Source organism: Tengunoibacter tsumagoiensis, from assembly GCF_003967535.1.
Classification (GTDB): Bacteria; Chloroflexota; Ktedonobacteria; order Ktedonobacterales; family Ktedonobacteraceae; genus Tengunoibacter; species Tengunoibacter tsumagoiensis.
In genome coordinates this window covers 538,271-563,469 of sequence record NZ_BIFR01000001.1, presented here as the reverse complement: position 1 = coordinate 563,469, position 25,199 = coordinate 538,271, and the positions used below count along the sequence as shown (strand labels likewise).

Annotated in this window: 17 protein-coding genes; 11 read left to right on the top strand and 6 right to left on the bottom strand. The window is 49.0% G+C overall.

Translation table 11 applies throughout. The features are described 5' to 3' along the window. Window positions 1-1,299 precede the first annotated feature (1,299 nt). Both EL628_RS02270 and EL628_RS02265 read left to right on the top strand, forming a co-directional pair. Window positions 1,300-4,857 (top strand): fibronectin type III domain-containing protein, encoded by a 3,558-nt coding sequence (locus EL628_RS02270; protein WP_126578179.1) that lies wholly within the window; start codon window positions 1,300-1,302, stop codon window positions 4,855-4,857. A gap of 244 nt (window positions 4,858-5,101) precedes the next feature. After that, entirely contained in the window at window positions 5,102-5,995 is an 894-nt protein-coding gene (locus EL628_RS02265; protein WP_126578178.1) for a CHAP domain-containing protein, read from the top strand. A 139-nt stretch (window positions 5,996-6,134) separates the two neighbouring features. Here the strand turns inward: EL628_RS02265 and EL628_RS02260 are convergent, their stop codons facing one another. Together EL628_RS02260 and EL628_RS02255 are read right to left on the bottom strand one after the other, a co-directional pair. Then, complete coding sequence (locus EL628_RS02260; RefSeq protein ID WP_126578177.1) at window positions 6,135-6,944, bottom strand: hypothetical protein; 810 nt, start codon at window positions 6,942-6,944, stop codon at window positions 6,135-6,137. Further along, complete coding sequence (locus tag EL628_RS02255; RefSeq protein ID WP_126578176.1) at window positions 6,928-7,491, bottom strand: RNA polymerase sigma factor; 564 nt, start codon at window positions 7,489-7,491, stop codon at window positions 6,928-6,930. Before EL628_RS02255 ends, EL628_RS02260 begins: the two co-directional genes overlap by 17 nt. 219 nt (window positions 7,492-7,710) lie before the next feature. Here EL628_RS02255 and EL628_RS02250 point away from each other — a divergent pair, with 219 nt between their 5' ends. The 4 genes from EL628_RS02250 (at window position 7,711) to queA (ending at window position 11,777) form a co-directional block, all read left to right on the top strand. After that, window positions 7,711-8,874 (top strand): 5-(carboxyamino)imidazole ribonucleotide synthase, encoded by a 1,164-nt coding sequence (locus EL628_RS02250; protein ID WP_161975216.1) that lies wholly within the window; start codon window positions 7,711-7,713, stop codon window positions 8,872-8,874. 8 nt (window positions 8,875-8,882) lie between these two features. Beyond that, window positions 8,883-9,491, top strand: a complete 609-nt coding sequence (locus EL628_RS02245) for a 5-(carboxyamino)imidazole ribonucleotide mutase (RefSeq protein ID WP_126578174.1) — start codon at window positions 8,883-8,885, stop codon at window positions 9,489-9,491. A 160-nt stretch (window positions 9,492-9,651) separates the two neighbouring features. Next, window positions 9,652-10,686 (top strand): Holliday junction branch migration DNA helicase RuvB, encoded by a 1,035-nt coding sequence (gene ruvB, locus EL628_RS02240; protein ID WP_126578173.1) that lies wholly within the window; start codon window positions 9,652-9,654, stop codon window positions 10,684-10,686. Between the two features lie 8 nt (window positions 10,687-10,694). Next, window positions 10,695-11,777, top strand: coding sequence for a tRNA preQ1(34) S-adenosylmethionine ribosyltransferase-isomerase QueA (gene queA / locus EL628_RS02235; RefSeq protein WP_126581849.1), 1,083 nt, complete (start codon window positions 10,695-10,697; stop codon window positions 11,775-11,777). A gap of 658 nt (window positions 11,778-12,435) precedes the next feature. On the opposite strand, the gene EL628_RS02230 is transcribed toward queA, so the two are convergent. After that, window positions 12,436-13,863 carry a hypothetical protein gene (locus EL628_RS02230; protein ID WP_126578172.1) on the bottom strand — a complete coding sequence of 476 codons (1,428 nt, stop codon included), beginning with the start codon at window positions 13,861-13,863 and terminating at the stop codon, window positions 12,436-12,438. A 273-nt stretch (window positions 13,864-14,136) separates the two neighbouring features. On the opposite strand from EL628_RS02230, the gene EL628_RS02225 reads away from it, so the two are divergent. Continuing rightward, the gene (locus EL628_RS02225) at window positions 14,137-16,548 is read left to right on the top strand and encodes an ATP-dependent helicase (RefSeq protein ID WP_126578171.1); all 2,412 of its coding nucleotides are present in this window, start codon (window positions 14,137-14,139) and stop codon (window positions 16,546-16,548) included. Here EL628_RS02225 and EL628_RS02220 read toward each other — a convergent pair whose 3' ends face one another. Next, window positions 16,549-17,274: an O-methyltransferase gene (locus tag EL628_RS02220; RefSeq protein WP_126578170.1), complete on the bottom strand. Its 726-nt coding sequence runs from the start codon at window positions 17,272-17,274 to the stop codon at window positions 16,549-16,551. Window positions 17,275-17,401: 127 nt separating this feature from the next. Between EL628_RS02220 and EL628_RS02215 the strand changes: the two genes are divergently transcribed. Beyond that, window positions 17,402-19,015 carry an amidohydrolase gene (locus tag EL628_RS02215; protein WP_126578169.1) on the top strand — a complete coding sequence of 538 codons (1,614 nt, stop codon included), beginning with the start codon at window positions 17,402-17,404 and terminating at the stop codon, window positions 19,013-19,015. A 1,118-nt stretch (window positions 19,016-20,133) separates the two neighbouring features. Next, window positions 20,134-20,913 (top strand): sulfite exporter TauE/SafE family protein, encoded by a 780-nt coding sequence (locus EL628_RS02210; protein WP_126578168.1) that lies wholly within the window; start codon window positions 20,134-20,136, stop codon window positions 20,911-20,913. 150 nt (window positions 20,914-21,063) lie between these two features. On the opposite strand, the gene EL628_RS02205 is transcribed toward EL628_RS02210, so the two are convergent. Beyond that, a complete protein-coding gene (locus EL628_RS02205; RefSeq protein WP_126578167.1) occupies window positions 21,064-21,858 on the bottom strand; it encodes a M24 family metallopeptidase in 795 nt (264 codons plus the stop codon). A gap of 17 nt (window positions 21,859-21,875) precedes the next feature. After that, complete coding sequence (locus EL628_RS02200) at window positions 21,876-23,297, bottom strand: YcaO-like family protein (RefSeq protein WP_126578166.1); 1,422 nt, start codon at window positions 23,295-23,297, stop codon at window positions 21,876-21,878. A gap of 3 nt (window positions 23,298-23,300) precedes the next feature. Here EL628_RS02200 and EL628_RS02195 point away from each other — a divergent pair, with 3 nt between their 5' ends. Together EL628_RS02195 and EL628_RS02190 are read left to right on the top strand one after the other, a co-directional pair. Beyond that, complete coding sequence (locus EL628_RS02195) at window positions 23,301-23,780, top strand: phytanoyl-CoA dioxygenase family protein (RefSeq protein ID WP_161975215.1); 480 nt, start codon at window positions 23,301-23,303, stop codon at window positions 23,778-23,780. 25 nt (window positions 23,781-23,805) lie between these two features. Next, window positions 23,806-25,185 (top strand): formylglycine-generating enzyme family protein, encoded by a 1,380-nt coding sequence (locus EL628_RS02190; RefSeq protein ID WP_126578164.1) that lies wholly within the window; start codon window positions 23,806-23,808, stop codon window positions 25,183-25,185. Window positions 25,186-25,199 lie beyond the last annotated feature (14 nt).

The following is a 25,199-nucleotide window of genomic DNA, read 5'->3' as shown; positions in this document are numbered from 1 at the left end:
GGAGCTCACACAGCGGAGTGGGAAGAGAGGAAAGAGACAAGCGACTTTCCCTACTTGACGTGTTTTTATATGTGAAAAAGATTAGGATATGATAAGACAAGTAGGGCAGGTAGCTTGTCTCCTGCCGAAACGTCCCATGCCACAATGTGAGCCCCTCCATAGCATCATTTCCCGTTTGCCGTTTCACGTTGAGCTATGGCGGGGCTCATAGAGCGGAGTGGCAACAGAGGAAAGAGACAAGCTACTTTCCCTACTTGACGTGTTTTTATATGTGAAAAAGATTAGGATATGATAAGACAAGTAGGGCAGGTAGCTTGTCTCCTGCCGAAATGTCCCATTCCACAATGGCAGCCTCACCATAATCAATGTTCAAGCTGAGCCATGAAGGAGTGACGATAGTTGAGGTGGAACAGAGGAAGAAGCTTCTTTAGCATATATCTGGATATGAGCAAGATTTTCAATTGCATTCCGCCATGAGCGTAGACTTGACAAAATGAACCTTTATACTTTAGTATATAGCTAGTGATCTTTTTGATAGTGATGTTTTGAAGCATAATTGCAGATGAAACTTAACATCGTTTGTATTTGCAGAAGAAAAAATGCTTTGAAGCACCGATATTGATAGAGCATTGTACTGTATAGATGCACTATCGTTCATATTTGTCAAGAGACCTGTATCCAGGGTATTGTGAAAGCCAGTTTGTAAAAAGTTGAAGAAATCTTTAACAGGCTTCTGGCCATACTACCATATTCGAAGAGATAGTGTTGTATAGTATATAATCTAGTATAATCCAATATAATTCAAATATGAATCCTCATTACTAAAAATACAGAGAAGTATTACACCTATAGACAGAATACAATGTTGTAAAGAGTCGTCACCCTACCTTCTTTACTCAGTACCGCTGGTACTTTCACGTGCGTACACACTGCCTTTCTTTCTGCTGTCATTGTGCTATTTACGCTGGACATGTGAATGACAGTATGAGTGCTCATGCCTTTTTTGAATAGAGGCAGTTGTATAGATATAGATAGTATGGACTAGATCAGGGAGTTTTGCTGCTTCCAATACGAATGAAAGGAGCATCTCATACTATCCTGGGATAGGAAACTTTCTTTTCAGAGGAGATCCATGCAAGTGGTGTCGCGCTCAAGAAATTGAGTGGCCAGCACCCGCGAATGGAAGCCTTCTGTCTGTCTTCCGGTTGACCGCTTATCGAAAAGAGCGTGCATTCAACGTTGCGAATGCACGAGCGTGTTCTATGTTGTACAAATCTCATGTTATGAGGAGACCTTGTCATGGATGATACTCGTCGCCTTCCGCTCGGCCTGGAGATCGCACCGGGCCAGCAGCCTGTCAAGCGACTGCGTAGTCGCACTCTGTACTCACTGATCTCGGTTCTTTGTGTGTTGCCCTTTGTGGTAGGATTTCTGGCAGTGGTTCCCACCGGTCAGCAGACGGCGAAAGCTCAGGCAGCGAAAAAGTCAGCTGCCGCAGCCACCAATCCTGTCCCCTTAGGAGCCGAATTTGGCTTTGAGTGGGTCGATATGATCAAAGGGGGCCCACGCTTTCAGAAGATCTCAACGGCGACCACGGATATTACCTATGATGTGAATGGCTGGCCTCAGCAGGATTTTGAATCCATCTTTGCCGATGATCGACGCAATAAGCCCTGGTCGGGACCAGACTTTGATGGGACACCCTACGATGATAGTGGCACCTATCATCTCTCCTTCAATGGCAAAGCGACTCTCTCGATTGGCACGGATGTGGATGCGTCTGACTCCCTGAGCATCCAGAACGTGGTCTATGATAGCAATAGCAATACCACCACGGCTGATATCGTGGTCCCCAAGAATCGCTGGTTGCTCTCGATCAACTTCACACAGACTCAGCGCATGCCTGGTGATACCGCTGGCGATGGCGTCACGAATGTGCATCTGTTCCGTCCCGGCTATGATGCCAGTACGACCAAAGTTTTCACTGATCGCTCGGTCAATGCGTTGGCCGCCGTCCATCCATCAACCTTACGCACATTTGATACGGGCACAACTGGCTACAACATCTTCAATGGGACTGCGTATGTCGCGCCTCAGTGGTCGGATCGTTCGTTGCCTACCGATAGCTATTGGAATCTGCCTTCCAAAAATACTGGAGCGGTTCGTGGCTTTGGGGTGCCCTGGGAATACATCATCCAGATGAGCAATCAGTTGCATGCAGATCCCTGGATCAACTTGCCGGTGACGGCGGATGATAGCTACTTCACCAGTCTGGCCAACCTGTTTAAGAATGGCGATACCGTCGGTGGGGTGACCTATCCAGGATTGGATCCCAGCCTGCATCTCTATATCGAACTGGGCAATGAGGACTGGAACTGTCAGTTCACCCAGTGCTGGTATACCAATGGGATCTCATCGAGCCAGGGCATTAGTGCTCTGCAGTGGGAGGCCAAGCGGACCTTCCAGATAGCCAATGACTTTGCCGGTGTCTATGGGGCAAACTCGCTGCCAGATACCATTCGTCCGGTAGTGCTGTGGCAGTATGGGCATGCATTGGATGTCCAGTCGGCTCTGCTCTGGGCTGAAGGTCAGCTGAATCAGCCCACGAAAAACACCATTTATGGTATTGGTGAGGCTCCTTATGTAGATTCAGGCGAGCCTCTTTACACCGATGGGAGCGTTGAGAAAGAGGGTGGACGAGCGCCCTTTGCTGATCCCGCTGATCCTAATGCTGTGAATAACATCATCGATACCTTCTATACCTCCGCCGGCCAGCGCCGCCTCTCCTTTATCGCCTGGCAGACTGCCGCCAGCTATCTGGGGATTCATCAGGTTGGCTATGAGTCGGGCCCATCGCTCAATGCAGGTATTCAGGGGAATGCCACTCGCAGCCCTCGCTTTGCAGACTTTATTCCGCGCTACTATCAGGAGAATTACTTCGCGATTGGTGGCGATGCCGTCAACTTCTTTTCTGTTGGGCCGGGGCGTCCAGGCGATTATGGTGACTGGTATACCTTTGAGAACTATAACAACCTCAACTATGGGAAGTACCAGGGTGTCTTGAACTTACAAGGCCAGGCGCGACCAGCGTTGACCGATGGCTTTGTTCTGCCCTGGAGCGTTAGTGATAGTGTCGCGATCGATCCCAGCCAGCACATCACTGGAGACAATAATCTGGTCGCTCCAGGTTCATCAGTGAGTATTGGTTGGAATACCAATAGCAGCGAAGAGTATCTGCTGCGTGCTCCTGCGGCAGGCACCTATTCAATTAAAGTGAATGGAACCGCCAGCACGGCCACCTCAACCCTTCAAGTTCTTGTTGACAACAGCTCACTGGGAACGGTTCAGCTTCCTCAGGGAACTGCTGGCGATTCTACGAGTGTCTCGGTGACGCTCACACCCGGACTACACACCCTGTTTTTGAATAGTACTGCAGCCTCATCCAGCGATGGACAGAACGCTCTTTCGACCGCTGGTATCGTCGTGACCCTGACCAGTGGCGGTGGTTCGGCCATCGTTCCCTCGGCTCCGATCAACGTGCGCTCAAGCGTCAGCGATGGCTCGGTAGCTCTGAACTGGGAGAATGTCACGACGGCAACCAGTTACAGTATCAAACGCAGCACGACCAGTGGTGGACCCTACACCCAGATCGGGACATCGAATACAACGAGCTATACCGATACCACCGTGAGCAATGATACCATTTACTACTATGTGGTCTCCGCTCTGAACGCTGCTGGTGAGAGCGCCCTCTCTCCGCAGTATCGGATCGTGCCCACGCCAGCAGTAGCACCAGCTCAGCCAACGGGAGTCGTCGGACAGGCTGGTGGAAATGATGCTCCCTTCCTGGGAGGTGGCGGCGAAGTTCGGATCAGCTGGCCCGCCGTTCCGCATGCCGTCAGCTACAATATCAAGCAGAGCTCTTCTGCCACGGGACCTTTCAATAAGGTTCACTCGCAGTATGGGACCGTCTACTACGATACCAGTCTGGCGAAGGGCACGACCTACTACTATGTCGTCTCCGCTGTGAACAGCGCAGGCGAAAGTGTTGACTCTGCCGTGATTACACTGACACCAACCGAGGCGGTACCTGATAGTCCAACCAATCTTCAGGCTGTCGCCAATACGGATGGAACGGTCTCGCTGAACTGGTCACCCGTTGCATGGCAATTGGCCGGGTTTGCAGAGCTCTACAACGTCAAACGTGGTTCATCACAGAGCGGTCCATTTACGACGATTGTCAATCTTTCGACCGACAATCTGACAGACTATGATCTGACGAGTGGAACACAGTACTGCTATGTTGTCTCTGCGATCAATAACGTAGGCGAGAGTGCCAATTCGCAGCCTGTCTGTGTGACGGCTTCAAATGGTACTCCAACCCCGACGCCGACACCAAGTCCGACAGCGACACCAAGTCCAACGCCAACGCCAAGCCCAACGGCGACACCAAGTCCGACAGCAACACCAAGTCCAACACCTGTTCCAACGGACTGGACCGCGTGTGCCAAGGAAGGGGGCACCTGCACCTTTAGTGGTACACAGGTGGTCCGCTATGGAGCCAATGGGCACTACAATTACCAGACGGCGACGAATAGCATTAAATGTAACAATGGTGCCTTTGGTGATCCCATCAAGGGGACGAAGAAGACATGCGATGTCGCTCCTGTTCCACCAACCAGTTGGACCAAATGTGCTGACGAGAATGGAACCTGTGCAGTTACGGGAACCGTCTCCGTAGCCTATGGAGCCAACGGAAAGTTCATCTATAAGACGGAAAGCAGCAACACTGCCTGTAACAACAGCACGTTTACCGATCCTATCCCGGGAACCGTGAAGGCCTGTTATTATAAGTAGACACGGAGTGCGTTAAAGTATCAGGCCTGGACCAGCAAATTCGCTGGTCCAGGCCATTCTGTTTCTTTCTATAGCAGAGATGCTACGCTTTTAGAAGCTATAAAAGTGCAAGCATTATTAGATAGATATGTACCATAAATAGTTGCTGTGTATAGTGCAAATGTACGTCCATGGATGTGCTTGAGAAGGCAAAGAAAAGGACGTGTGCGGGGGTCTGCAAGTTGTATATTCGAAAGAGGATACATTGCAAACACAACGACGAGCCTGGAAAGTTTTCCAGCGGTACAACGTAGTGAATTTTGTAGTGAAAACGTTTATAGCTTCAGTCTTTGGATTTGGTTTCATTGGAACACCGCTGAGAGCGCCTGTGGAGGAGATCGATGCACGACCGCTTACCACTTGCTCAAGCACTGACCAGTCCTCACTTTTGCCCAGGGCAGAGATCCTGGAGCAGATGGCAGCATTCTCGCACTATCCAGGGATGATCACGGTACCAGTTCATCCTTTGTACGTTCGCTATCTAGCACTTCATTCTACTCTCTGTGTAGATGCAAAGGGAATAACAGAGAGAGCGAGTCAGGCTGCACAGGAAACGAAAAAAGCACTTCTGGTCGTACCTAATCAGTCGCAAGCCCCGGTATTGCTGCTTAAGCAGGCGGCTCCGGCAGAGCTCATTAAGTCGACTGTTGTTCTGCACGATAGAGCTGCCCACAAACAGGTTGTGGCCTTCGGCATGGAACAGGTATTACCCTATGCACTGCTTGCCGCCGCACGAGCTGGCAGTAGAGCTAATGTGTTTCCTTATGGACAATGTACATGGTGGGCCAACCAGAGGTATTATCAAATACACGGCGTATTTGTACCCTGGCACACCAATGCTAATGCTGGTCAGTGGATTGCGCGGGCTGTCGAATACGGCTGGCGTGTCTCCGGCTATCCAACGGTAGGCTCTATCATCGTCCTTAGCGCTGGTGTGCAGGGGGCGTCTCAATGGGGTCACGTTGGTGTTGTAGAGCAGGTTCTCAATAATGGCACTTCTGTTATCGCAAGTTCGGTGAACTGGGGGAATCATCCAGAGGCGGTTACAGACTCTCAATTTTATCCAGGACCAGGAGTGGCTTTTCTCAGTCAGAGATGAGTTTTGCCGTCAGTTATCTCTGAAGATGACTGACATGTGTTTGGTCACGAATAGTTCTGTACACAGTTTCAAGACCCCATGCATATGAAGGCCGCGCATTTGTGTGAGATGCCGGCCTCCCGCAATTTTTCCTCTTCGCTTATTTCTGTTCCGATGACGATGTACAGTCTCCCCATGCTGGCAGTGGTGTTGGTGTTGGCTCATGTGACGCACCAACTGTTGCCGTCACAGAGGCAGAGTCTATCCCTGTTTCAGTTGCAGTGCTTTTAGCTTTAGGTGTGACCGCAACTGATGGCATTGTGGGTTCAATCGTGGGTGTGATGGAGATAGAACCCGATGAGTCACTGGTAGAAGGTGCTGGCGTTGGTGTCGTTTGTTCTGGCGTACACGCTGGAACTGGCGTGGAACAGGGTTTGGAGGGGATCGAAGTTGCCATTGGGGTTGGGGTTGATCCCTCAGTTGGTAGGGGTGTTGATCCCCCGGTTGGTATTGGGGTTGGCCATTTTCCTATGGAAGTAGTTGTGGCACAAGGAAACGTTCCACCGCCTGAACCAGTTCCACCTCTGGTCATTCCAGCGCGATTGAGCACAAATGCCATGCTACCAACCAGGAAAACGAGGATAATGACGGCTGCTAGAGTCGTCCAACCCTGAAAAGATGACTTTGTTGTACCTTCTTTGACTGCTTTTTGCATAGAATATTTACCGGACCTTTCAAACTTTTCTGACGTTGTAGTCTGACTGGCTGGAAGTATCGTTTCATAGTGATGGTCAATCTGCTTCCATGCTCGAGCCAGGAGCTCCTGTTTCTGTTGTGTTTCATAGTAGCTTTGAAGTTTTTTGATAAGCTGAGCACTCTTCCGCTGCTCCTCTGTATCAGCGTTTCTGGCTAGCCATTCAAGTTGCTCTTCAATGTGCTCGGGCTGAAACGGATCATCGTACGGTTTCATGCTGTTTGCCCCCTTTCTCTTGTTCGTGATAGTGCTGACGTAGGAGTCCGAGCGCGCGTGAAAGAAGCGAACGAATACTGCTTTCGCGCTTTCCGATCTGACTGGCAATCTGAGCACAGCGTAGATTCTCACCAAATCTTAGATACAAGACCCGTTGCTGAAGTGGCGGCAGGCGTTTAATCAACTGAGCCAGCATATTTTCCTCTTCTTGCTGGATGCTGATCTGTTCTGGATCTGGCATTATTTCATCGATAAACTGCTCCTGATTCTCGCGAAAAATTGAAAGAGGCGCTCTCTGTGATTTTCGATAGGTGTCAATGACTTTATTGCGGGCTACCCGCCATAACCAGGCCTGCTGTTCTGGCTCCGTTAATGACGCAAACAAGGTACTTTCAAGAGAGGCCATAAAGACATCGGTCAGAATATCTTCGGCATCCGCAAAAGAAGATACCTGTCGATAGATGTATTCCAATATCTTTGGAGCACATTGTTGATACAGATGAGCAAGATGAGCTCGCTCCAGGATTGGAGAATGTTGCGCTTTCATCCCTGTTTTGTCACCTCCAGGTTCCAGGTACGTTGAGATCTCACCCTTTCATATCGCAAAACTGTTAAAAACGCTGCAATTGGAATCAATCAGTGCTGTTGCGGTATCGTGAAGAGGCATCTCTGTGAGCAAGCGTATAGAACCCAAGAGAAAGATTGACACTCCTGGGAGCCCATGGTTACAATGAAGTAGCCAGCAATAGAAGGAGAACCAATTCCAGTGAACACGACCCAGAATGATCCAGAAGCTGCAATTATTGCATCAACCCGTATTGGTATTATCGGAGGAGGGCAGCTCGGCCTTATGCTTAGTGAGGCGGCCAGAGCTATGGGCTATGCCCGTGTGACTGTTCTTGATCCAACTCCAGATTGTCCAGCCTCAGTAGTGGCGGAACAGATTGTCGGGAGCCTCAAAGATCTCTCCTCGTTACGTCAGCTTGCCGAACAGTCTGATATTTTGACGTATGAGATTGAGCATATTAATACGGAAGCTCTGCGGACTCTTCAGGCTGAAGGTGTAAAGATCTATCCCTCGCCAGAGCTACTTGCGATTATTCAGAATAAATTTGCGCAAAAAGAATTTCTCTCCCAATATGGGATTCCAGTTGCCCCTTATCGTTCTCTCGCCTCAGCGGCTGAAATTGAGCTAGCTGTCAGGGAGTGGGGCTATCCGCTTGTGCTCAAGGCCAAGAAGGATGCTTACGATGGGCGCGGAAACGCTCGTATCAATGGACCAGAGGATATAGAAGCTGCCCTGGCCAAACTGGGCGATCGCGAGCTCTATGTCGAGAAGTGTATCGAACTGGATAAAGAACTGGGCCTGATGATTGCGCGCAATGAGCGTGGCGAGATAGCAGTCCATCCAGTTGTCGAGATGATTCATGAACGCGATATCTGTCTGACAGTCATTGCACCGGCTCCTGTTTCCCTGGAGTTACAGCAGGAGGCCCAGGCTATTGCGCATCAAGCGATCGATCATCTGAATGGGATTGGCATCTTTGGCGTTGAGTTCTTCCTTGATAAGGCAGGAAAGATCTGGCTGAACGAGATTGCGCCCCGCCCCCACAATTCGGGCCACTATAGTATTGAGGCCTGTCGAACTTCGCAGTACACCCAGCATCTTCGAGCTATTACCAATCTTCCACTTACCTCTACTGAGATGCTCTATCCAGTAGCAGTGATGGAGAATATTCTGGGGACGCACAACGGTCCTGCCGAGCCTCGCTGGTCTCAGACATATGATCCAGAGCACGTGTTTGTGCACCTCTATGGCAAGAGAGAGAGCAAATTTGATCGCAAGATGGGGCATATTACGGTTGTTGGGGATGATTCAGCAGCCGTCTATCAGCAAGCAAAGGAGGCGAGGGCAGCGCTCTCGATCTAAATAAAGATATGGCAACAGATGAACAGCATATTGCAGCTCTAGCACAGGAACATGGTGTTCTGGTCTCGCCCGAGGGAATTGGTGCGGCGGCCACAGGTGAGGCCAGAGTGTTGATTACAATGGGCAGCGACTCCGATCTTCCTTTGATGATGAAGGCAGTTGATACGCTTCGCTTTGAGTTTGGTATCTCCTGCCTCGTTCAGATCAACTCCGTCCATCGTGATCTGCGCACCGTTGTCGAACATATCGATCACCTGCCTGAATCGGTCCAGGTGATTATTTCTTGTGCTGGTGGTGCCGCACACCTGCCAGGCAATATTGCCGATCTGCGAGCAGACCTGCCAGTCATTGGCGTCCCTCGTGATCTGGGGCCTCTCAAAGGGGTGGATGCCCTCCTCTCAATGGTTCAGATGCCCGAAGGAGCCCCCGTCGCAGTAATGGCAATCGGCGAGGCCGGGGCAGTCAACGCAGCCATTCATGCCGCTAAAGAACTGGCCATCGGCGATCCCACAATTAAACAGAGATTGCTTGCATATGCCGAGAAGCGTAAAAATCGCGTCAAGGGTCAGAATGAGACATTGGAGCAGAAACTCGCTACCTTCCAGCGGCCCTCATAAGAAATTCTGCCCATTGCTCTAAGGCAGATGTGAATATTTTTGCAATGTCAGCCCACAGACTGGCTGCGAAAAAAGCGGAGGGCTCACTCGACGTTCAGGCTTAACTCTGATATAATGAAAGCACAGATTGTAGAACACTAGTTTCATGTGGGAGTGAGCCATGAGGGATCGCCTCGTTTCGCCCAAGATCAGCGAAGAGGAAGAGATTATTGAGGGGAGCCTCCGTCCACGCCGTCTGGCCGAATATATTGGTCAGGACAAAATTAAAGACAATCTTAGTATTTTGTTAGAGGCTGCTCGCCGCCGTAATGAATCATCAATCGATCATGTGTTGCTCTATGGACCGCCGGGACTGGGCAAGACCACGCTCTGTAATATTATTGCCGCTGAAATGGGCGTGAATCTGCGCACCACCTCAGGTCCTGCCATCGAACATGCGGGCGACCTGGCATCGATTCTTACAGCCCTTCAGCCGGGTGAAGTGCTGTTCATCGACGAGATTCATCGGCTTGCCCGTCCTGTCGAAGAGCGGCTCTACTCAGCGATGGAAGACTTCGCCCTTGACGTCATGATTGGGAAAGGGCCCAGCGCCAAGTCGCTTCGCCTCTCATTGCCACCCTTTACCGTCGTGGGAGCAACCACCCGTGTTGGCTCCTTAACGGCTCCGCTCCGCGATCGTTTTGGGGCTATTTATCGCATGGAATACTACGATATTGACGCACTCAAACATATTGTGACCCGCTCTGCCCGCATTCTAAAAGTACCAGCGGAGATCGATGGCATCGCTGAGATAGCCAGTCGTGCTCGCGGCACTCCCCGTATAGTGAACCGGCTCCTCAAACGTGTCCGAGACTATGCACAGGTGCGTGCAGATGGTATGATCACAAGAGACGTTGCCAGGGCAGCCCTCGATGCCATGGAGGTCGATGAGATTGGCCTGGATCAGACCGATCGCCACATGCTCCTGACAATCATTCAGAAGTTTAATGGTGGTCCCGTTGGATTGGATACTCTGGCAGCCAGCACCAGCGAAGACTCCGAAACAATCGAAGATGTTTACGAGCCCTATCTATTACAGCTAGGTTTTATTGCACGTACGCCGCGCGGACGCATCGCCATGCGAGCGGCTTATCAACACCTGGGCCTGGTCCCTCCACAAGCGGATGGGCCCACACTCTGGACACCACAACCCTGATGAATGAGATAAGAATTAGTGATTTTGATTACGAGCTACCATCCGAATATATTGCGCAGACTCCCCTGGAGCCGCGCGATTCTTCTCGTCTCCTGGTAACCCATCGCTCGACCGGTCAGATGGAGCATCGCCACTTTCGCGATATCGGTAGCTATCTTCGTCCCGGCGATCTCTTAATCGCCAACCAGAGCCGCGTCATTCCTGCTCGTCTGCTCGGTCAGAAGGCCGAGACGGGTGGGGCTGTAGAAGTGTTATTGTTGGCCGAGCGTCCAGATCTTGGACAAGATCGTTGGGAGACCCTGGTACGACCCGGTCGCAGATTGCGCGACGGGGCTCGTATCGTCTTTGGAGAGGACCCTGAGCAGCCACGTCTGCTGGCGGAGGTTGGAGAGCGGACGGAGGCAGGTGGGCGTATTGTCCATTTTACCGTTCCCGAGGGATTGAATGAGGATGATCCCTATAGCGTTATGGCTGTACGCCATCGCATCGATGAGATTGGGAATATGCCCCTGCCTCCCTATATTCATGAGCGATTGGCAGATCCAGAGCGCTATCAGACGGTCTATGCACGCATTCGTGGTTCCGCTGCTGCTCCCACGGCAGGTTTGCACTTTACCCCCCAATTACTGGATCAGCTTCGTCAGCAGGGGGTTCGCACAGGCTTTGTTACCCTGCACGTAGGCCTGGATACTTTCCGGCCCGTCGAGGTAGACAATGTCAGCGAACATAAGATGCATAGTGAAGAGATCGAGCTCGACGCTCAGACTGCCGAATTGATCAACGAAACAAAGCGTGCAGGTGGACGCGTGATTGCCGTGGGCACAACGTCGGTGCGCGTTCTGGAGAGTGTTGCCAGCCTACATGAGGGAGAGATTCAACCCTACAAAGGGAGCACAAGTCTTTTTATTACCCCGGGCTACACCTTTAAGGCAGTAGACGTGATGATTACTAACTTTCATCTGCCACGCTCAACTCTGCTTCTCCTCGTCAGTGCCTTTATGAGCAAAGGTCTGATGGAAGAGGCCTATCAGACGGCCATTAAAGAGCATTATCGCTTCTTTAGCTTTGGCGATGCCATGCTGATATTGTAAGCGATCCTCTCTCCTTAACATAGTTCAATGTGCGAAAATATATATTTTCGATATAAACAGATAATACAAGTAGGGCAGGTAGCTTGTCTCCTGCCGAAATTGCCCATTCCGCAATGGGAGCCCCGCCATAACATCATTTCCCATTTCAAGTTTCCCATTGGTCATGGAGGGGCTCACAGAGTGGAATGGGAGCAGAGGAAAGAGACAAGCGGCTTTCCCTACTTTACATTTCATAATATATTTTTTATGTAGGATATAGCAAAAGCAGTAGGGCAGGTAGCTTGTCTCCTGCCGAAATTGCCCATTCCGCAATGGGAGCCCCGCCATAACATCATTTCCCATTTCAAGTTTCCCATGAAGCGATGGAGGGGCTCACAGAGTGGAATGGGAGCAGAGGAAAGAGACAAGCGGCTTTCCCTACTTGGCATGATTTTATATCATAAATAGAGTAATTTATAACAATACAAGTAGGGCAGGTAGCTTGTCTCCTGCCTAAATTGCCCCTTCCACCATGGTAGCCCCCCCTAACATCATTTCCCATTTCAAGTTTCCCATTGGTCATGGAGGGGCTCACAGAGTGGAATGGGAAGAGAGCCCTCTTCTTAGCCTGTTTGTAAGATAATTTCGTATGGACCGTCACAGATTCGTCCCTGTTCGGTCATAGCCCCACCAATCGGCTTAGCTCTTGCTCCGCCTGCACCAGATTGCCAGCGAGGATCAGACCCATGGGATTGTTGGGCATGCGGCAGATAATGCGTGTTCCCTGCTGCTTGAGTTGCGCATCGCGTTCAGCGATCCGGTCTCGTAATTGGTAGGGATCACAATGGGCTGGCAAGACATATTTGTCGTAGGTAAAGATCCCTTCACGAATGACTGCTTGCATGCTGCTAATAGTCTGTGGGCGCTGCTGTGCTCCAATGACAGTCATAATCGCATCAGTATAGTTGGTCCAGCGTGGATTGCACTCGGCCAGATAAGGGAGCGGAGGCAGCCCACGTAATTTCTGAAGGTGTTGCTCCTGGGGTCCAGGCAAGATAATATCCAGGTTTGCCAATCCTGTAATCGTCGCAACATCGATCCCGCATCTTTGAGCAGTACAGCGCAGTAACTTTTCTAAAAATAGCGCCGTCAGTTCCTCATACTCTGCTTGCCAGCGTTCAAGTTGTGGCGTGGCTGCGACATAGCTGCTGGTCCCGGCGCAGGCTTTGCTGCCATCTCGCTGCAACTGCCCATTCCAGCCCAGTGAAGCAACCTGTTGTTCATGAAGCACAAGCGACAGACCTGGTGAGTCCAGCACGTCCACCATACGGCTAATAACAATACGTGGCTCTTTGAAGGGATCAATCGTTTGCTCCAGATGCGTTTGTGCATCCTGGAGAGCCGTCGCCCAATCAGGATAGAGAAAGGGATGGAGGCCATCTCCATCAACGATCGCAAGAATTTTCTGCTGATATTCTGAGAGCAAGACGCAGCCATAGTTGCCATCCGATTCAGCTCCCCGTATGACCACACCTGACGGATAGTCTGTCATGCCAACCTCATGGAGCAGATCTTCCAGGCCAGCCAGAAAACGGAGCGTAGCCGGTACGAGCTCAGGCAGCACTGCCACTGTATAATCAGGGACTTGAAAGCCCTCCAGTTGCAGTTCATCTAATAATTGATAAAAATCTGCTTTATTCTTCAGGATATGGACCATTGAGGAGGGCAGGCCCCAGGATTGAGCTGCTAGATCCTGCTGAATATAGCGTTCAGTTTCGGGTGTATTGATATAAGGAACGATAAGGGGAGGCTCTTCCTGTACATTACTGGCTAGCTCCACTCCGGTAATGGGCTGGACTTTCTGCTCCAGAAGCCTGCTGAGGTAAGCGATGTGGGAGCTTGTAGCCAGTGTGTGTTCAGTTACCAGCGCAAAGTGTTCACAGGCATTGAGAGGGATATGTCCGCAACGGGCACCATAGTGCGACTCGATCATGCGGATAGTGGTAGTATGGGAGGCGCGAAGCACACCACTGCCAATATTATGAAAACCCACAGCTCTTTTGTGCTGTCCAGGGATAGTAAAGAGTGGAAGATCGCGAAAGCTCATATGTCCTGTCTCTCCTCTGTCCAACTGGTTCTTTTTGCCCGGTCGTTTGCATTATCTTATCACATAAGACGGAGCATATGGTGATAGTATATGCAGATCAGTTACTAGATTAACCAGCAAGTCCTTCTTTTCGTCTTTAGAGAAGGGAACTGTGGTACAATAGCCACGAAATCGAGTGCATTGATGTAGAACTCTGTCAATTGGGCAGAGAAACCAGGCCCCCGGCGTATTTTTTTTGCTTGCAGGAGACCTTCTGAGGAGAGGAAGCGCGTGATGTTGGAACAAACAGATTTATTAGTTGGACTTAATGAACCACAGCGTAAGGCCGTCACAACCACACAGGGTCCAGTGCTCATTCTGGCAGGACCAGGCAGCGGCAAGACCCGGGTCATTACACATCGCATCGCCTATCTCGTCAAACATGAGGAGGTTAATCCCTGGCGTATTCTGGCCGTTACCTTTACCAATAAGGCAGCCCGCGAGATGCGCGAACGCCTGGAAAAATTGGTCGGGATCAATGAGTCCAAAGAGATGATGATTGGGACCTTCCATGCCATCTGTGCCCGCGTCCTGCGCACAGAAGCCGATGCTCTTATGCCCTATGGTCTTAATCGCTCATTCGCTATCTGTGATACCGATGATCAGAGTGTTCTGATTAAACAGGCAGTCAAAGAGCTAAATCTTGATGAGAAGCAGTATCGGCCTGTCCTGATGCAGTCACTGATCTCCCGCGCCAAGAACGAGATGTATGGTCCCGATCAGATGGCCGAGCAGGCAACCAAGTATACTGAAGAAGTGGCTGCCCGTGTGTATAAGGTCTATCAGAAGCTCTTGCGCAGCAATAACTGTGTCGATTTTGATGATCTACTGATGCTCACGGAACAGTTATGGCGGCGTGAGCCTGAGATCCTGAAGCGCTATCAGCGCCGCTGGCAGTATGTTCATGTTGACGAGTTTCAGGACTGCAATCTGCCGCAATATAAATTAATTCGTTTGCTCGGTTTTGGTACTGATGACAATCATGAAGGATTGGGCAACGTCTGTGTCGTTGGTGATGATGACCAGATGATCTATACCTGGCGTGGGGCAAGTTCAGAGAATGTTGTCCGCTTCGAACGCGATTTTCCACGTACCCAGATTATTATGCTGGAACAGAACTATCGCTCAACGCAGACAATTCTCGATGCCGCCCAGGGTGTAGTGCGACGCAATCGCCTGCGCAAAGACAAGAAGCTCTGGACCGAGCAGGGAAGTGGAGAGAAGATTATCTTCTACGAGGCCTTTAACGAAGAGCAGGAGGGCCTCTATACCGCACATGAGATTGTCCGTCTCCTGGCTTTAGGCGATATCAAGAGCCGCAACGATGTCGCTGTAATGTATCGTACCAACGCCCAGACGCGTGCGCTAGAAGAGCAATTTTTACGCCTGAACATTCCCTATAAAGTCATTGGCAGCCGAAAGTTCTATGAGCGTAAAGAGATCAAGGATATGCTCGCCTATATGCGTCTGCTCTCCAATCCCAATGAGGATCTGAGCCTTCAGCGCATCATCAATGTCCCCAATCGAAAAATTGGCCCGAAGACAATGAGCGAGCTCCAACTCTGGGCCAGCCAGTTGAATCAATCTCTGTATGGAAGCCTGGAACATATTCAGCGTCATCCTACGCTGGGCAAGTCAGCCAGGAACGCGCTGGAGAGCTTCCGTTCATTGATTGAAGATCTTACGCATGCGATTGAAGAGCTGAATCTGCCCGAACTTTTGGATCGTATTGCCGAACGTAGTGGTTATGGTCCCGAGCTAAGAGCGACAGGAAGTGATGAAGATATTGATCGCTGGGGGAACGTCCTTGAGCTTCGGCGTGTGGCTGAAGACTACTCAGAGATTGAGACGCGTGTGGCTCTGGAGCTCTTCTTAGAGAATGTTGCGCTCGTTGGCGGCGCAGATACAGCGCAGAATAGCGCGGATGGGACGATCGTACAAGAAGAGAGCACAGATGCAGTGACGTTGATCACCCTGCATGCGGCCAAGGGACTGGAGTATCCTGTTGTCTTCATCGTTGGTATGGATGAAGGTTCGCTTCCACACTCACGTACGCTTAACAAGCCAGAAGATATTGAAGAGGAGCGTCGGTTGGCCTATGTCGGTTTTACCAGAGCTATGCAGCGTCTCTACCTGGTTCGTGCACGCCGTCGTTCAATCTTTGGTGAGACTCAGCATACTGAGCCCTCTCGCTTCCTGGATGATATCCCTCCGCATCTCTTGAGGCAGCGCAATACTGGTAGTACCACTTCGAGCTCAACGACCAGTGCACGCAGCTCATCAGCGAGCACGGCCAGACAGCAGAATAATTGGGAAGAAGATTATAATCAAGATCCTTATGGTGATGAAGGTGGACGCGTCATTGGTAGTGGGAATGCGCCCAGGAGCCCTGCACGCTCTAATTTTTCATCGCCAGTTGTGCCTCCGAGATCAACACAGAAGAATGTCTTTAGCAAGTCTGAACCAGCTAAACCGAGACAGCAGCAGTTTAAACCGGGCGATCGCGTCCGCCATAGCGTTTTCGGAGAAGGCATTATCCTGAAAAGCGAGATGGAGCAGAATACTGAGTTTGTCGAGGTGCAATTTCCAGGTAAGTTTGGCAAGAAACGTCTCAGCCTGGATTTTGCACGTTTAGAGAAGATCTAGCTAAAGCTCTTTTACGAGCGAGATGGACCAGCCATCCATCCCTTTGCCATCACCCTCAAAGGCCTGTGCCGCATTGACCAGGCGAGGATCTGCCAGAATCAGGCGCGTATATTCGGCTGCTCCAGCCGCATGCTCATCGGGTGGAGGATTCTGAAAGGCGCGCCCGCCTCGCACGATATTATCAGCAACTATCAACGTGCCTGGTCGGCTCAATTTGAGGGCCCATTCCAGATAACGTGGATAGCTGGCCTTATCCGCATCAAGAAAAATAAGGTCAAAAGGTGCTTCACCTGCTAGCTTTGGCAACAGCTCAAGGGCTGCGCCGACACGGACTTCTGTACACTTGCTCAAACCAGCTGCGGCAAAGGTTTGACGTGCAATCTCCGCATGCTTTGGATCAAGTTCGAGAGAGATCAGCTTGCCATCGGCTGGAAGGGCGCGTGCCAGCCAGAGGCCAGAATACCCGGCCAGAGCTCCAATCTCCAGAATACGTCGTGCCCCTATCGAAAGTGCCAGTACGTGGAGCATCTTCCCCTGTAGTGGGAGAACCTGGATCGCTGGCACATTCTCAGCATGTGCGCGGGCAATCGAATCGCGCAGTACAGCATCATCTGGTGCAAAGCGCCCCTCTAACTCACGGGAGATCCAGGCGCGTGTCGCCGCATCCTCCCTCAACTGGGTGGGGTCAAACCAGGTCTGATCATCCATAGCTACCTCATAACTCATCTAAAAAAGCTCATATACCAAAATTATATCATATGAAGATACCAGCATCGTTCTACACAGTAGCTTCCATTTTATCCAGGGATGAGTGGTAAAATATCATTTTTGCATGAGAAAGCGAGCATAACAGATGGGGACAATCCTCTATCTCAACGGCAATATTTATACGATGGATACAGGCATGCCACGGGCTCAGGCGCTGGCCATTGAAAGTACAGGTGGGCGCATCCTAGCTGTAGGGAGCAACGACGAAGTGCGCCGTCTGGGTGGACAATATGCAGAGATAGTCGATCTCCGCGGTCGCACGATGGTTCCCGGCTTTATTGATGCTCATATTCATCTTTTGGAGACGGCTTATCGGGCACAGCGCGTCGACGCCTCGTTTTGTGTCAGCGAAGAAGAAGCAGCCGAGCAGGTAAGAAAGCGAGCGCTTCAGACACCAGAGGGAGAGTGGATCCAGGGTGGACGTTGGGATCGCAATCTCTGGTCGAATGGCAATTTTCCAACGCGAGCCTCGCTGGATGCAGCAGCGCCCGGTCATCCGGTGGCCCTTTCGAGCAAAGACGGTCATCTCCTCTGGGTAAACTCGCTGGCCCTCCAGCGAGCTGGTATTACGGCAGAGACTCCCGAGCCCTCAACCGGAGCAATTTTGCGCGATGGGAATGGTGAACCAACCGGAGTATTGCAGGAAGAAGGCGCGACCACATTAATCTACGATGTCATCACACCGCCTGATCCCACCACCAGTCGGCTCTTGCTGGAGCGAGCGTTGAGCGAGCTGCAGCGTAGTGGCATCACCACCATTCATGATATTGAGGGCGAGCTCCCACTCAACATCTTTCAGCAGTTGCGCGACGAAGGGAGACTGGGCGTACGGGTCCAGATGATTCTACCTCGCCAGCTCCTGCCCCAACTCCGGGAACGCGGAATCACCAATGCTCAGAATGACCTCTTACGCATTAACGGCATCAAGATCTTTGCCGATGGGACATTGGGCTCTCAGACAGCCGCAATGTTAGAGAGCTTTACTGGCAGCCCTGGCAACTACGGTATTCTCTCAGTCCCTGAGCCAGAGATGAAAGAGACCGTTCGTAGCGCCGCCGAGCTAGGACTGACCATTGCCATTCATGCCATTGGTGATCGGGCGGCTCGCGTCGCGCTCAACTCAATCGAATATGCGCAGAATATGCTTGCACAATCGGCACAACCTGATAAGGCCCCGGCTCATTTGCGTTATCGAATTGAGCATGTGCAGTTGATAGCGCCGGAAGATCTTGAGAGAATGCGCCGTTTGGGCGTTGTTGCCTCCATTCAACCCTTTCATGCCGTTGCCGATCGCGATATTGCCGAGCGTTTCTGGGGCAAGCGTCATCGTCGTGCCTATGCATATCGGACAATGCGCCAGATGGGGATTCCCATCGCCCTTGGCTCCGATGCCCCGGTTGAGATCTTCGATCCCCTCAGTATCCTCTATGCCGCCACGGTCCGTAGTGATCCCGCAACACAGCGACCATCCTGGCTTCCTGATCAGGCCCTGCCGGTGTCGGACGCCCTCTGGGGCTATACGCTTGGAGCGGCCTATGCAGGTGGAGAAGAAGATCACAAAGGCTCATTGAGCGTCGGTAAGCTGGGCGACGCCGTTGTACTGCGCAATGATCTGCTCACACAACCCCAACAGGGCATCAAAGATAATGGCGTTCAGGCCACTATTCTAGGCGGCAAGATCGTCTACGGCACCCTGTAGTCATGGGAGCTGGCATTGCGGAGCTTGATGATCAGGAAAGAGACGCCCTACTGGTATTGTCACATCATGCTCTATTTTGAATGTAAAATTACGTAAAGTAGGGAAAGTCGCTTGTCTCTTTCCTCAGTTCCCATCCCGCTCTGTGAGCCCCACCATGGCTCATTGGGAAACGGGAAATGGGAAAGGATGTTATGGAGGGGCTACCACTGTGGAGAGGCACGATTTGGAAGGAGACGAGCGACCTTCCCTACTTCTATTATCGTATCTTGTTGTATTTGTGATATAAAACGATGTAAAGTAGGGAAAGTCGCTTGTCTCTTTCCTCAGTTCCCACTCTGCTCTGTGAGCCCCTCCATGGCTTAATGAGAAACGGGAAATGGGGAAAGGATGTTATGGAGGGGCTGGCATGGTGAAGGGGCACGATCAGGAAGGAAACAAGCGACCTTCCCTACTTTTCGATCATTATATCAATAACAGCATTTTGCAGGTATAAAGCGATGTAAAGTAGGGAAAGTAGCTTGTCTCTTTCCTCAGTTCCCATCCTACTCTGGTCACCCCTCCATAGCTCAACGGGAAACGGCAAACGGGAAAGGATGCTATGGAGGGGCTGGCATGGTGGAGCTTCACGATCAGGAAGGAGACAAGCGACCTTCCCTACTTCTATTATTGTATCTTGTTGTATTTGTGATATAAAACGATGTAAAGTAGGGAAAGTAGCTTGTCTCTTTCCTCAGTTCCCACACCACTCTGGTCACACCTCCATTGCCTGATTGGAAGTGATGTTATGGAGGGGCTGGCATGGTGGAACTTCACGATCAGGAAGGAGACAAGCGACCTTCTCTACTGTTATTGTTATCTTATGATCTTTTTTTCTATAAAACCATTTCAAGTAGGGAAAGTCGCTTGTCTCTTTCCACTCTTCCCATCCCGCTCTGGTCACCCCTCCATGGCTTAATTGGAAACGAGGCGATGGGGTGCTGGCATAATGGAGGAAAGGGGCTCCTCTAAACTGGCTTCCGAGATAATGCATTTCAGTAGTGGTATACTCTGAATGATCGTGTTTGCAGATATCTAGTGAGCATTGCATCAAAAAAATATTCGCCCAGGGGTTTTATACCATGACTTTTTTACAAATGATCTTCTTATTTCTGACCGCTGTCATTGCCGGGACATTAAACTCGGTAGCTGGCGGCGGTAGTTTCTTTACTTTTCCCGCTTTAGCCGCAACTGGCGTGCCAACTATCTTAGCCAATACCACCAATACCGTTGCGCTCTGGCCTGGCTCAGTTGCCAGCATGGGGGCCTATCGTCGTGAAATTGCGGCCCAGAAGCGCAGTACACTCATCCTTATGGTCACAACCAGTCTGATTGGAGGAGTTTTTGGAGCCTTACTGCTGATCAAATCTTCGCCAAAAGCTTTTGATCTTGTCCTGCCATTTTTACTGCTCATTGCCACTCTGCTTTTCACCTTCAACGCACCTATCACAACGTATATACGTAGCCGGACAACACATAAAGGGAAGCTTTCTATTCAGGCTTTAGTTGGGGTTGTTTGCATTCAACTCATTATCGCAATCTATGGTGGTTACTTTGGAGGTGGCATCGGCATCCTTATTCTGGCAACCCTGGCCATTATGGGGATGGAAGATATTCATTTTATGAATGGATTAAAGACCCTCCTGGCAAGCTGCATTAATGGTGTAGGGGTAATTACATTTATTCTTGCGAAGGATGTCCTCTGGCCTCAGGCAATAGTGATGATCGTTGGAGCCATTATTGGTGGATATGGAGGTGCCTATTATGCGCGCAAGATCAAGCAGAGATGGATTCGTCTTTTTGTCATGATTGTAGGCTTCTCCCTGACCATGATTTTCTTTGTTAAAGCCTATCTGCTGTAATCAGTAATTACATATGGTTAGCGATCGCGACCAGATTGACCGCATTGGAGCGTCTCAATGAGAGCAGTGCCTGGCTCAGTGACATGAGGACGTGAAATCAAGCATTAAGAATAAATTGTAGCCCTATACACGAAAAGAAAATGGATACCTTCATGAAACAAGATATCCTAATTGCTGAAGAGCATTGGTGCAAATCTCATGGAGCTTGCCTCCTGTAACTCCAGGGCGTAAGTTATCTTTTATCGTTTCCATGACTTCTTTAAGGGCTAGATACGCATTTTTCCATATTTGATTATCAATATCTTCAATCAAGTAGGAGCAAGTCATATCAGATTGATATCCTCGAAATGATACACCCAAATCAACTACAAGGGGATCACCTGCAACCAATTTTCGGGTTTCAACACCAGCATATATAAGTGTAGATCGCGGTCCTGATCCGATTGAAGGTTCAAATGAAAATCCATTCCCCCCAGATGTTGCCATCGTTTTGTAGGCCGTGTAAAGTAAATCGAGCTCAGAACGGTTGGGCGTCAAATTCTGTTCTATCTCGCGGAACACAGCATGAGTAATCTCTGCTGATTTACGTAGCATAAGAATCTCCAGACGATCTTTGACCGCCATAAGATCTGATAATTTTCTTGCCACTGAAATCCATTTAATATTTGATAGTTTTTCCTCTAACTCAAGGAAATCAGAGGCAGTTAAATAGCCATCTACCCCAACGGTAATGCTCTTGTTGCCTAGATATTGAATCAGATCCTCACAGACATCTATTCCATCACTGGTGACAAGCACGTATTTAACTTCTGGTTTTCCAATCCAGTGCCGAATTCGATGATCTGTAATCAAGATGATATCAACCTCAAATTGGTACAATAAATACTGTACCTTACCTAATCTTTCTTTTTGAAATGCCTCTATGCGTTCTATTTTTGTAGCCATTGTTATACCTCCATCTTTTATGAGTGTGGCATTGGATAAAATTTGGGTACAGTATGACTCATTTGTACTTGGGTCAATCGCGGATGAGCAAGTGCGGTGAAAGCTGTTGCTGTGTTTCCGACAAGATTGGGACAAAGTACACGAACAGTACTAAATCCACTACTAGCCATATCTGGAGTAGTTAAATCTATAGAGAAAACGTCAAAACCGGCGTGTTGAAGTTGTACCAAACAATGATTTCTGATTTTATCAGGTTTTTCATTACAAAGCGGTGTTAAGCTAGTATAATATACATCTTCTCCATCAAGTCGCTGCAAAGCTTCGCTGTGAGTCGTTGGATCAAGAAAAAACTGAATATTATAAGCAAGCTGATCCATATCTAGAAAATCTGCTCTGAATACTTCAGAATACGCCCGATTGTCTTGAAATCCTTTGGTAGGAAAGGGGAATTTTTTGTGGCTTATATCCTTCCATAATTGACTATTCGCATTAAGCAAATCAAGGCTCAAACGGCGTAATTGCCATGCTTCTGCCAGAGATTTCTGAATAGCAGCATCAATTTTATGTCGTGCAGCAAAACCAATTGTCAATATGCTATGTATACGATCATATAGACACCCTGCTACAACATACGCAAATTCAGAATCTAGCAATAAACACCATTGCTCAACTGACTGAGGTGGTTCAATAAGAGATTGAATAACACGAATATCTACAATTTTTTTTCCTGGTATACCTCCGTACCACCATCGCATTGTTGCGTCGCGCTCAATAAGTTCTAGCAGTGCAGATGTTTCTGCTTCTATTCGTGTGCGATGAGCGGCAACACCAGCCAAGACAACTGGAAAATGAGCTTTGCTGCCGGTAGAACGGGTCAAGTTTAAATAAACAGCCTCCGCTGGTGCGAAACGTGAAGCCGTATGTTGTGTCAGAGCTTCTGCATTAACCCACCTAACATGTTCATCCTCTGAAATGGCGGAAAGTTTTGGCGCATAATATTCTTCTTGAGCCTTTGATAGATTTCTGAAGAGCGACTGAGATAGAAATTTAACTGCTTGTTGTGTCAGGTTAGACTCGGATTGGAAAGTCAATGTATCAGGAATAAAATTACCGCAATATCTTTCAACAGCCTCACCAATCGAAGCATTTTCAGCTTCTGGTCCAAATGACATTCCAGCACCTGTCACATCAGGAGCCCAATCTGTATACTTACCTAGATGGCCAACTGTAGATACATAACCTTGTAGCTTCTCCGGTTCTCCAGGAAATGGGTTTGCTGGCAATGTAAATAAAATAGGACCAACATATTTATCTATAAAATGTGTATTATTTAAGTGAACATTGTAAAAAGATTCATTATAGGCCTTATCAGTTCCAATAAAAATCGATGCGTAGTCAGATTGAATGTTATGTGAGGGATGATTTCCTGGAAGAGCCACTATTTGAAAAAACAATTCTTGCGTTTAGGGAAAGGACTCATTGGAGAGCAAGCATGGATGCTGGAGGATACTATGCATGGTGCCATTTTCCAGCAAAAGTTAGCGACAAAAAACAGTGCATATTCACATATTCGCTGGCACATAGATTTTCCAGCAACTCATATTTTAGCGCCTGTTGTTTCTATAGGTATCTATTTGGATGCTTCTACAGTTGCTAATGGCTGCCTGCTACTCGTTCCTGCTTCGCATCATTTTCCTCCTGGAAGATTTCAGGCTCCTGCCGAACCTATTGAGGTTGAGCCAGGTGATGTTGTTTGTCATGCGGATCGTATTTATCACGCATCAACGAGGCCAACTGAAAGTGGATCCATACGGAGAACACTTTATCTTTACATGTGTGCTGGTGAATATCCTGGCGAAAACTTACCTTTTAGTAGTGAAAAGACCAAAAAATCGGTTCGGAATCTCTTCACAGCGAATTAAAAGTGGCTTATGAAAGGAAACATTTATGGAAAACGTAGAAAACTCAGCATTTGATATGAGCATTGTCAAAGCATATCTTGACAATATTTTCAGCCCCTTGGCTACAAATCCACAGCATTCTGTAGATTGGCAACATATTTGCAATTTATTCAAACAAGTAGTCCCTTTGCTTGATGAAAATGCAATTGATGAGATTATAGGTGCTACAGCTCTACACCCTGTCCCTGAAGTACGCAAAAGAATGATAGAAGTTTTTACTCCTCAAATTGATCAGTTTCCTTCAGTACAACAATTGTTAATTTGGTGCATGCGCGATACCGATGAGCAAGTCGCCCTACATGCAATTCGAGCATGTGCATCTAGTAACAGCAGTGTGTTTTGGCCTGAACTCTACGCGTTACTTGGCCGTGATGCTAGCCGTGTGCAGGCGAATCAAGAACTAGCAACAATGGGTTTACGTGAAGCAGCTGCGCGTCAGGTTTTACGTGATGTGTATGAGAGAGGATTATTATCTGATTTTGAAGAGCTGGATCCTTATTTAGCAAAAGGTACAGGCGATAATATCCTTATCTTGAAGCATGAAGTTGATGCAACAGATATGGTATACATTGAAGCTGGCCCATTCATTAGCGGACTTCCTATTCTTTACAAAGGCGTTAGCTGGTTCGCAGTTGATGACCTTTTTCCAGAAAGTACAATTGATCTCAAGGCATTCTATATTGACAAAGACCCTGTAACAAACGAGGATTACGATTTGTTTTGTGATCAAATAGAAGAAAACGGTCATTTATGGTGTCATCCTGATGAAACTCCTGGTAAGGATCATAGAAGATCTACCCTGGGAGATGTACGTGTAGAAAAGAATCATCCAGTATGTGGAGTAGATTGGTATGATGCCTTTGCTTATGCTTCTTGGCAAGGGAAAAGCCTCCCAACAGCGCTACAATGGGAAAAAGCAGCTCGGGGATCGAATGGATACCTTTATCCTTGGGGAAACAACTATGATTCTGTACATGTGAATGATGCAGATCGAGTTTACAATTGTGAATTTAAATCTCTAGAAGCGTTATTGGAAGCACAATCATCATTTTCTTCCGAAGAACCACAACATTTCACACTTTCTATTGATGAGCTATCTGGGAATACATCCCCTTACGGCGTACATGGAATGATTGGAAATGTATGGGAGTGGACTCGGAGTAACTATCTTAATAACACCGACATTATTCCCCATTTTCGCGCATTAGAACCAGCAATAGCCATGGAAGACTGGTCATCATGGGTAGTGGTAAAAGGCGGAGCATGGAGTAGCAAGGCTGAACTGCTTCTGCCTGCCTATCGTGGTCGACGACACCTTCTTTTTCGTAGCCCTGATGTTGGCTTCCGCTGTGTTTATGAAGCCTAATCCATGAAAGATCA

What these genes read in the sequence shown, in the direction of transcription:
- EL628_RS02190 (WP_126578164.1), top strand. Translation starts at nt 23,806, where the DNA reads ATGGAAAACGTAGAAAACTCAGCATTTGATATGAGCATTGTCAAAGCA.
- EL628_RS02245 (WP_126578174.1), top strand. Translation starts at nt 8,883, where the DNA reads ATGGCAACAGATGAACAGCATATTGCAGCTCTAGCACAGGAACATGGT.
- EL628_RS02210 (WP_126578168.1), top strand. Translation starts at nt 20,134, where the DNA reads ATGACTTTTTTACAAATGATCTTCTTATTTCTGACCGCTGTCATTGCC.
- EL628_RS02255 (WP_126578176.1), bottom strand. Translation starts at nt 7,491, where the DNA reads ATGAAAGCGCAACATTCTCCAATCCTGGAGCGAGCTCATCTTGCTCAT.
- EL628_RS02225 (WP_126578171.1), top strand. Translation starts at nt 14,137, where the DNA reads ATGTTGGAACAAACAGATTTATTAGTTGGACTTAATGAACCACAGCGT.
- ruvB (WP_126578173.1), top strand. Translation starts at nt 9,652, where the DNA reads ATGAGGGATCGCCTCGTTTCGCCCAAGATCAGCGAAGAGGAAGAGATT.
- EL628_RS02215 (WP_126578169.1), top strand. Translation starts at nt 17,402, where the DNA reads ATGGGGACAATCCTCTATCTCAACGGCAATATTTATACGATGGATACA.
- EL628_RS02260 (WP_126578177.1), bottom strand. Translation starts at nt 6,944, where the DNA reads ATGAAACCGTACGATGATCCGTTTCAGCCCGAGCACATTGAAGAGCAA.
- EL628_RS02230 (WP_126578172.1), bottom strand. Translation starts at nt 13,863, where the DNA reads ATGAGCTTTCGCGATCTTCCACTCTTTACTATCCCTGGACAGCACAAA.
- EL628_RS02205 (WP_126578167.1), bottom strand. Translation starts at nt 21,858, where the DNA reads ATGGCTACAAAAATAGAACGCATAGAGGCATTTCAAAAAGAAAGATTA.
- EL628_RS02220 (WP_126578170.1), bottom strand. Translation starts at nt 17,274, where the DNA reads ATGAGTTATGAGGTAGCTATGGATGATCAGACCTGGTTTGACCCCACC.
- EL628_RS02270 (WP_126578179.1), top strand. Translation starts at nt 1,300, where the DNA reads ATGGATGATACTCGTCGCCTTCCGCTCGGCCTGGAGATCGCACCGGGC.